Raw genomic sequence first — 7184 nt, 5'->3', positions numbered from 1 at the left:
CGTCGCCGTCGCCGTCGCCATCGCCGTCGCCATCGCCGTCGCCGTCGCCATCGCCATCGCCGTCGCCGTCGCCATCGCCGTCGCCATCGCCGTCGCCATCGCCATCGCCGTCGCCATCGCCATCGCCGTCGCCGTCGCCGTCGCCGTCCCCGTCTCCATCTCCATCCCCGTCCCCGTCTCCATCTCCGTCGCCATCTCCGTCGCCATCACCGTCGCCGTCCCCGTCGCCGTCTCCATCACCGTCGCCGTCGCCATCCCCGTCGCCATCGCCACCGATCACGTCGTCGACCGGCACGCCGTCGGCACCACCGTCGCTGACGTCGTCGAAGTCGACCCGGTTGGCGAAGACGCCGCGCAGGATGACGATCCTGCCGTCGCTCAGCGTGAGGACGATGTCGTCGCCCACGACCTTCTGGTTCGCCAGCGCATCGCGCAGAAGGTCGTCGGAGATCTCGCCGCCGGCGCCTTCGATGCGGAGCTGGTCGATGCCGAGGTCGAAGTCCTCGATCACCGTCACGGAGACGGCCGCACCGAACGTCACCACGATCGTGTTGACCCCGTCGCCGCCCCGCACCGTGTCCCGCCCGGCGCCCGCGACGATGACGTCGCCACCGGCGCCGCCGTCCATGTAGTCGTCGCCGTCACCGCCGATCAGCGTGTCGTCCCCCTCGCCACCGGCCAGGATGTCGTTGGCCGCCATCCCGTTGATGAAATCCGCCAGCGTCGTGCCGGAGAGAATGTCGGGACCCGTGGTGCCGATGAGCTGCATGGATTTTCTCCTGCGGACGAGAATCTCCGGGTGCCGGCCGGGCGCCGCTGAGGCACCCGGGCATGGCCATCCGAACTCCTGTCTTCGGAGATAGCGCCACTCCGCCCGCTCTTCCGGCGGATTGGGCTGATGGTTTCGATAACCTCAGATTATCGGCCTGCGGGGCGCAGGCCTCCGCCGCTCCGCAGGCTGCCGCGGCTCACGATCTCGAACCCGAGATCGATGACCGGGGCCCCCGGACGTCCGCCCTCCTGCCGGGCGAGGATCAGTTCGGCCGCCGCGATCCCGATGCCGCGACCGTTGGTCCGGACCGAGGTCAGCCCCGGGGGCACCGCGGCCGCGATCTCGAAATCGCCGAATCCGGCGACGCCGAGGCGGTCCGGCACCGCCAGGCTGCGCCGCGCGCATTCGAAGAGCACACCCACAGCCTGGACGTCGGTCGCGCAGACGACCGCGTCGAGATCGGGCGCCTGCGCCAGCAGCGCATCGAGTCCGGACTGTCCGCCGCCGTACCCTTCGTCGGCGACGCCGACGATCAGCGACGGATCGAGCCCGGCCTCGCGCAGCGCCTGCCGCACGCCGCGGCGCCGGGCCCGGAACCGGCGCAATTCCGGGTGCGGGAAGTCGATGTAGCCGATCCGGCGATGGCCGCGGGCGACCACCAGCCGTCCGAGCGCCAGTGCCGCCGCCTGGTGGGAGAAGCCGACCGCCATGTCGATGAAGGGTCCGCGCAGGTCCCAGGTCTCGACCACCGCGACATGCGCCGCACGCAGCATCCGGCCGACGGCCGGGTCGTGCTCGGCGCCGGTCAGCACGATGCCGTCGGGCCGGCGGCCGAGCAAGGCCGCCACCGCCGCCGCCTCCTGCCGGCGGTCGTAGCCGGTCTCGGTCAGGAGGAGCTGGTAGCCCTCCTGCCGCAGGCGGTCCGAGAGCCCCTTCAGCGTCCCGAGGAAGTTCGAGTTGGCGAGCGTCGGCACCACCGCCGCCACCATCCGGCTGCGGCTCGAGGCGAGGTTGCCGGCGACGAGGTTCGGCACGTAGCCGAGCGCCGCCGCCGCCGCCGCCACCCGCTCCCGCACCGGCTCGGACACCAGCGCCGGCGTCTTGAAGGCACGCGACACCGTCATCGGCGAGACGCCGGCGCGGCGCGCCACGTCCGCCATCGTCACCCAGCCGCTGCCCCTGCGTCCCGAACTCATGCCGCTACCTAGCACGGGTCGGCGCCGGTGCCGCCATTCCCGCTTGCCGCATCCGGCGTGCTCTGCTTCGATGGTAGCGATACCAGGAAAGACACCCACCGACGATGACCCCCGTGTCCGAGAGCGACGACCCCAGGCGTCGGCTGCTGGCGTGGATCGAGGCCGACCAGGGCGACATCGTGCGCTTCCTCAGCGGCTTCCTTCAGGCGAAGTCGCCCAACCCGCCGGGCGACACCCGGGAGGCCGACGCCCATGTCCGCGCGCTGCTGGCCGAGGAAGGGCTGCCGTTCCGCACCGTCGCCGCCAGGCCCGAGCTGCCGAACATCGTCGGCACCTTCGCCGGCGCCCGGCCGGGCCGGCATCTCGTCCTCAACGGCCACATGGACGTCTTCCCGGCGATCGAGGACCGGCCGGGCGAGCGCGGCCAGTGGAGCGGCGAGATCACCGCGGACCGGGTCTACGGCCGCGGCGCCGCCGACATGAAGTGCGGCACCACCGCCTCGATCATGACCTACCGCTACCTCCATCGCCTGCGCGACCACCTGAAGGGAAAGCTCACCCTGACGGTCGTCTCCGACGAGGAGACCGGGGGGCGCTGGGGCACGGGCTACCTGATGGAGACCTGCCCCGAGGAGGTGCTCGGCGACTGCTGCCTCAACGGCGAGCCGAGCGGGCTGCCGACCCTACGCTTCGCCGAAAAGGGGACGCTCCGCCTCGTCTTCACCATCCGCACCACCGGCGGCCACGGCGCGTACCCCCATCTCAGCGCCAGCGCCAACAAGATCGCGGCCGCCATCGTCGGCGAACTCGAGGCGATCTCCGACCTCGAGGCCGACATGCCGGCGGATATGCGCGCCGTGCTCGCCCGCCCCGAGGTCCAGGCGGCCATCGACCAAAGCCTGGGCGACGGCGCACGCCACGTCGTGGCGCGGGCGACCGTCAACATCGGCGTCCTGCGCGGCGGCCTCAAGATCAACATGATGCCGGACGAGTGCGTGGTCGAGGCCGACATCCGGGTGCCGCCCGGGATCCCGCGCGACCGCGTCCGCGACCGCGTCGGCGCGATCCTCGCCCGCCATCCCGAAGCCACCATGGAGGAGCGGGTCGACCACAGCTACGACGCCAGCTGGTGCGACCCGGCCGGCGAGATGGCCGGCATCATCCAGGACAATGTCGAGCGCCTGAAGGGCTTCCGCCCGCAGCCGATCGTCAGTCTCGGCGGCTCCGACGGGCGCTGGTGGCGGTGGCGCGGCATCCCCGCCTACCTCTACGGCCCGTCGCCGCGGACCATGGGCCGCCGCGACGAGCACGTCACCATCGACGAACTGATGCACGTCGTGCGCACCCACGCCCTCTCCGCCTTCGACTATCTCAGCCGCTGACGCCCCACCGCCCACCGGCCCAACGCCCGCCCCCCGGAAGGAGCATCACGCCATGAACCGATCCATCACCGCAGCGCTCGCCGCCGCCGCCCTGCTCGCGCCCGCGGCTGCCTCGGCCCAGACCCCGCGCGACGCGGTCAGCATCCTGGTCCGCAACGATTCCGTCGGCTTCGACCCCCACCGGGTGACCGGCCGCGGCGCCGCCGAGGTGCTGTTCATGATGACCGACACCCTGGTCGCGCTCGAGGACGACCAGAAGACCCTGCACCCGCTGCTCGCGAAGTCGTGGACGATCTCGCCGGACGGCCTGACCTACACCTTCCACCTGCGCGACGACGTCAGGTTCTGCAGCGGCAAGGCGCTGACGGCCGACGACGTCGTCTACTCGCTGACGCGGCTGACGGCGCCCGAGACCCGCTCGCCCGCCGCCTGGCGCGCCGGCAAGGTCAAGTCGATCGCGGCCAAGGACGCCCACACGGTCGAATACGTCCTGGAGCGGCCCTACAACGAACTGCTGCTGCAGCTGGCGCAGAGCTTCGGCGCCATCATCGACAAGGACGACGTCGAGAAGCTGGGACGCGATTTCGGCGTCAAGGGACTGAACGGCACCGGCCCGTTCTGCTGGGGCGAATGGAAGCCGCGCAGCGAATTCGTGCTCAACCGCCACGACGCCTACCGCTGGGGTCCCAAGGTCTACGAGAACGCCGGGCCGGCGCATGTCGCGCGCGTCGTCTGGAAGGTCGTGCCGGAGGAGACCAGCATCGTCGCCGCCATGCAGACCGGCGCCGGCGACGTCACCTACGTCGCCCCGGAATGGGCGATCGAGCAGTTGAAGAAGGACCCGCGCCTGACGCTGGCGATGCCGCGCGTGTCCAACTACAGCGCCTTCCTCGGCATGCGGGTGAACAAGGAGATGACCGGCGACGTACGGGTCCGCCGCGCCATCGTCCACGCGATCGACCGCGACGAGCTGAACAAGCGCTTCTGGTTCGGCCAGGCGAAGACGTCCGAGACCTATGTCAGCCCCGGCACGCTCGACTGGAGCGGCGAGGTCAAGGCGAGCTACGACCCCGAGGCCGCCAACCGCCTGCTCGACGAGGCGGGCTGGACCAAGGGCCCCGACGGCTTCCGCAGCAAGGACGGCAAGCGGCTCGCGCCCAAGCTCGTCGCCGCCGGGACCCCCGGCTGGCGCACCCGCGGCGAGGCCATCCAGGGCTACCTGAAGCGGGTCGGCATCGACCTGCAGCTGCTGCTGCCCGAGCCGGCGCTGGCGATGGCCCAGATCAACACCTCCCCCGACTACGACATGTATGCGCTGTTCGCGCCCTACGGCACGTCGGGCGAGGCGCTCATGGTCTTCCACTCGCGCAGCATCCCGGCGCCGAACCGGGTCAACTGGAAGGACGCCGAGACCGACGCCCAGCTCGACGCCGGCCAGGTGGCGCTGAACGACGCCGACCGCGCCCGCGCCTATGCCCGGGTGCAGCGGATCATCGCCGAGAACGCGGTCACCGTGCCGCTCGTCCACGAGCAGCTCTTCCTGTTCTCGAACAAGCAGCGGGTGACCGGGGTGAAGGCCCACGGCATCTACAATTCCGCCATCTACAAGGGCCTCGACATGAAGCTGGCGGCGCGGTGAGCGGGGTCCTCCACCCCGACTTCCGCGACCGTCCCTACTGGTGGGAGGGGGCGCCGCCCGAGGAGGAGGCGCCCCCGCCATTGCCGAGCCGGGTCGACGTGGCGGTGGTCGGCGCCGGCTATGCCGGTCTCGCGACGGCCGTCGTGCTGGCCCGGGCCGGACGCTCGGTCGCCGTGCTCGATGCCGGCCCGGCCGGCGGCGGCGCCAGCACGCGCAGCGTCGGCATGATCGGCGGCCGGCTGCGCCAGGGGCATGCCGGCCTCGCCGCCACGCTCGGCGCCGATAGCGCGCTGGCGCTGATGCGCGAGACGGCCGCGGCCTACCGCTGGTTCCTCGGCTTCGTCGCCGGCGAAGGAATCGACTGCGACCTCCGCCAGAGCGGCCGGCTGATCGGCGCCTGGACCCGTCGCGACGCCGAGGGCCAGAAGCGGCTGGCAGAGTTCCTCGCCTCGAAGGTCGGCATCGCCGCGCATTGCCTCGGACCGGACCGGCTCGACGGCGAGATCGCGACCGACCTCTATCGCGGCGCGATGGTGCTGCCGGAGGATGGCGGACTTGATCCGGCCCGGCTCCATGCCGGACTGCTGGCGCTCGCCCGCGCCGCCGGCGCCCGGATCTGCGCGCGCACCCCGGTTCTCGGCGTCGCCGAGGAGGCCGGTGCGATGCGGGTCACGACCGCGCACGGGCCGATCGCCGCCGGCGACGTGGTGCTCGCCACCAATGCCTACACCGGGCCGCCGTTCGCCTGGTACCGGCGCCGCGTCATCCCGGTCGGCAGCTACATGGCCGCGACCGAACCCCTGCCGCCGGGCACCCTCGCCCGCCTGCTGCCGGCGGGACGCCTCGTCAACGACACGCGGCGGCTCGCCTATGCCTTCCGCGCATCGCCCGACGGCACCCGGCTGCTGGTCGGCGGCCGCGCCTCGGCGCGCGACCATGCCGGCGCGGCGACCGTGGCGGCCGGCCTGCACCGCGCCGCCCGCACCCTCTTCCCGGACCTGGCGGGCGTCCGCATGACCCATGCCTGGGGTGGCATGGTCGCCTTCACCGTCGACCGGCTGCCCAACATCGGCGCGCGCGGCCGGCTGCACCACGTCCTCGGCTGCAATGGCTCGGGCGTGGTCATGAACACCTACCTCGGCGCCCGGCTCGGCCGCCGCATCGCCGGTCTCGACCACAACGAGCCGCCGACCGGGTTCGCCCGCGACGGGCTGCCGTCCCATCCGCTCTATCGCGGCCGCCCCTGGTTCATGTCGCCGCTGTCCGCCTGGTACGGCCTGCGCGACCGCTTCGACCGGCTGGCCGATCGCCTGAACTGACCGTCCCTTCCGAGACCCGAGGACCCGACCCCATGACCTTCTCCATCGCCGCCCGCTGCCCCGCCACCGGCGCCTTCGGCATCGGCATCGCCACCTCCAGCATCGCCGTCGGCAATCGCTGCCCGTGGGCGCGGGCGGGCGTCGGCGCGGTGACGACCCAGCACCGCTCGGACATCCGCCTCGGCCCGATCGGCCTCGACCTGATGGCGCGCGGCCTGTCGGCGGGCGAGACGGTGCGGGCGCTGATCGCCGCCAGCGAGTTCCCCGACCAGCGCCAGGTCGCGGCCGTCGACCGCAACGGCGATGCCGCCTTCTTCTGCGGGCCCAAGATCCCGTCGCTCAATACCGGCCATGTCGGGCGGGGCTGCGTCTCCACCGGCAACGTCATCGCCAACCTCGGCGTGCCGCGGGCGATCGTCGAGGCCTACGAGGCGGCGCAGGGCATGCCGTTTGCCGAGCGCCTGCTCGCCGGCGTCGATGCCGGTCTCGCCGCCGGTGGCGAGACCCAGCCGATCATGTCGGCGGCGCTGCTGATCGTCGACCGCGAGGCATGGCCCCTCGTCGACCTCCGCGTCGACTACCAGGAGCAGCCGCTCGCCGTGCTGCGCGGCCTGTGGAAGGCCTACGAACCCCAGGTCGAGCACTTCATCGTCCAGGTGCTGCGCCCGAACGAGGTGAAGCCGAAGGCGAAGCCCGCGGCGGTGTAGGCGGAAACCGTCCGCCCCGGTTTCCCGGCATCCGCGAACCGGCCGGCGGGCGCGGGGGCGCCCCGCCGCCCCCCGGCGGGCGCGCCCACGGGGACACCCCGGAGCCGGCGCCCCGGGGGTCGGCGGCGCCCGGGCGGGCGCCGCCGCCGTGACCACCGCCGCCGCCGCG

The 7184-nt window shown here is 72.7% G+C and carries 6 protein-coding genes; 4 read left to right on the top strand and 2 right to left on the bottom strand.

All coding sequences use genetic code 11. From position 1 onward, the window contains the following. Together ACE3Q3_RS21930 and ACE3Q3_RS21925 are read right to left on the bottom strand one after the other, a co-directional pair. Nucleotides 1-769, bottom strand: a 769-nt coding sequence (locus ACE3Q3_RS21930; RefSeq protein ID WP_374449565.1) for a calcium-binding protein, incomplete at its 3' end; no start/stop codon positions are given. Nucleotides 770-918: 149 nt separating this feature from the next. Further along, nucleotides 919-1968, bottom strand: coding sequence for a LacI family DNA-binding transcriptional regulator (locus ACE3Q3_RS21925; protein ID WP_374449563.1), 1050 nt, complete (start codon nt 1966-1968; stop codon nt 919-921). A gap of 104 nt (nt 1969-2072) precedes the next feature. Here ACE3Q3_RS21925 and ACE3Q3_RS21920 point away from each other — a divergent pair, with 104 nt between their 5' ends. The 4 genes from ACE3Q3_RS21920 to ACE3Q3_RS21905 are packed head-to-tail and all read left to right on the top strand — an operon-like array spanning nt 2073 to nt 7015. Then, nucleotides 2073-3350, top strand: a complete 1278-nt coding sequence (locus ACE3Q3_RS21920; RefSeq protein ID WP_374449561.1) for a M20/M25/M40 family metallo-hydrolase — start codon at nt 2073-2075, stop codon at nt 3348-3350. Nucleotides 3351-3402: 52 nt separating this feature from the next. Next, nucleotides 3403-4989, top strand: coding sequence for an ABC transporter substrate-binding protein (locus ACE3Q3_RS21915; protein WP_374449559.1), 1587 nt, complete (start codon nt 3403-3405; stop codon nt 4987-4989). Continuing rightward, nucleotides 4986-6308, top strand: coding sequence for an NAD(P)/FAD-dependent oxidoreductase (locus ACE3Q3_RS21910; protein ID WP_374449557.1), 1323 nt, complete (start codon nt 4986-4988; stop codon nt 6306-6308). The genes ACE3Q3_RS21915 and ACE3Q3_RS21910 overlap by 4 nt, the downstream gene beginning before the upstream one ends. Nucleotides 6309-6340: 32 nt before the next feature. Beyond that, nucleotides 6341-7015: a DUF1028 domain-containing protein gene (locus tag ACE3Q3_RS21905; protein WP_374449555.1), complete on the top strand. Its 675-nt coding sequence runs from the start codon at nt 6341-6343 to the stop codon at nt 7013-7015. Nucleotides 7016-7184: the final 169 nt, after the last annotated feature.

This window comes from Allostella sp. (assembly GCF_041913585.1).
Classification (GTDB): domain Bacteria; phylum Pseudomonadota; class Alphaproteobacteria; order ATCC43930; family Allostellaceae; genus Allostella.
Note: the sequence above shows the minus strand (reverse complement) of the source record. Positions and strands in the feature narration are given on the sequence as shown.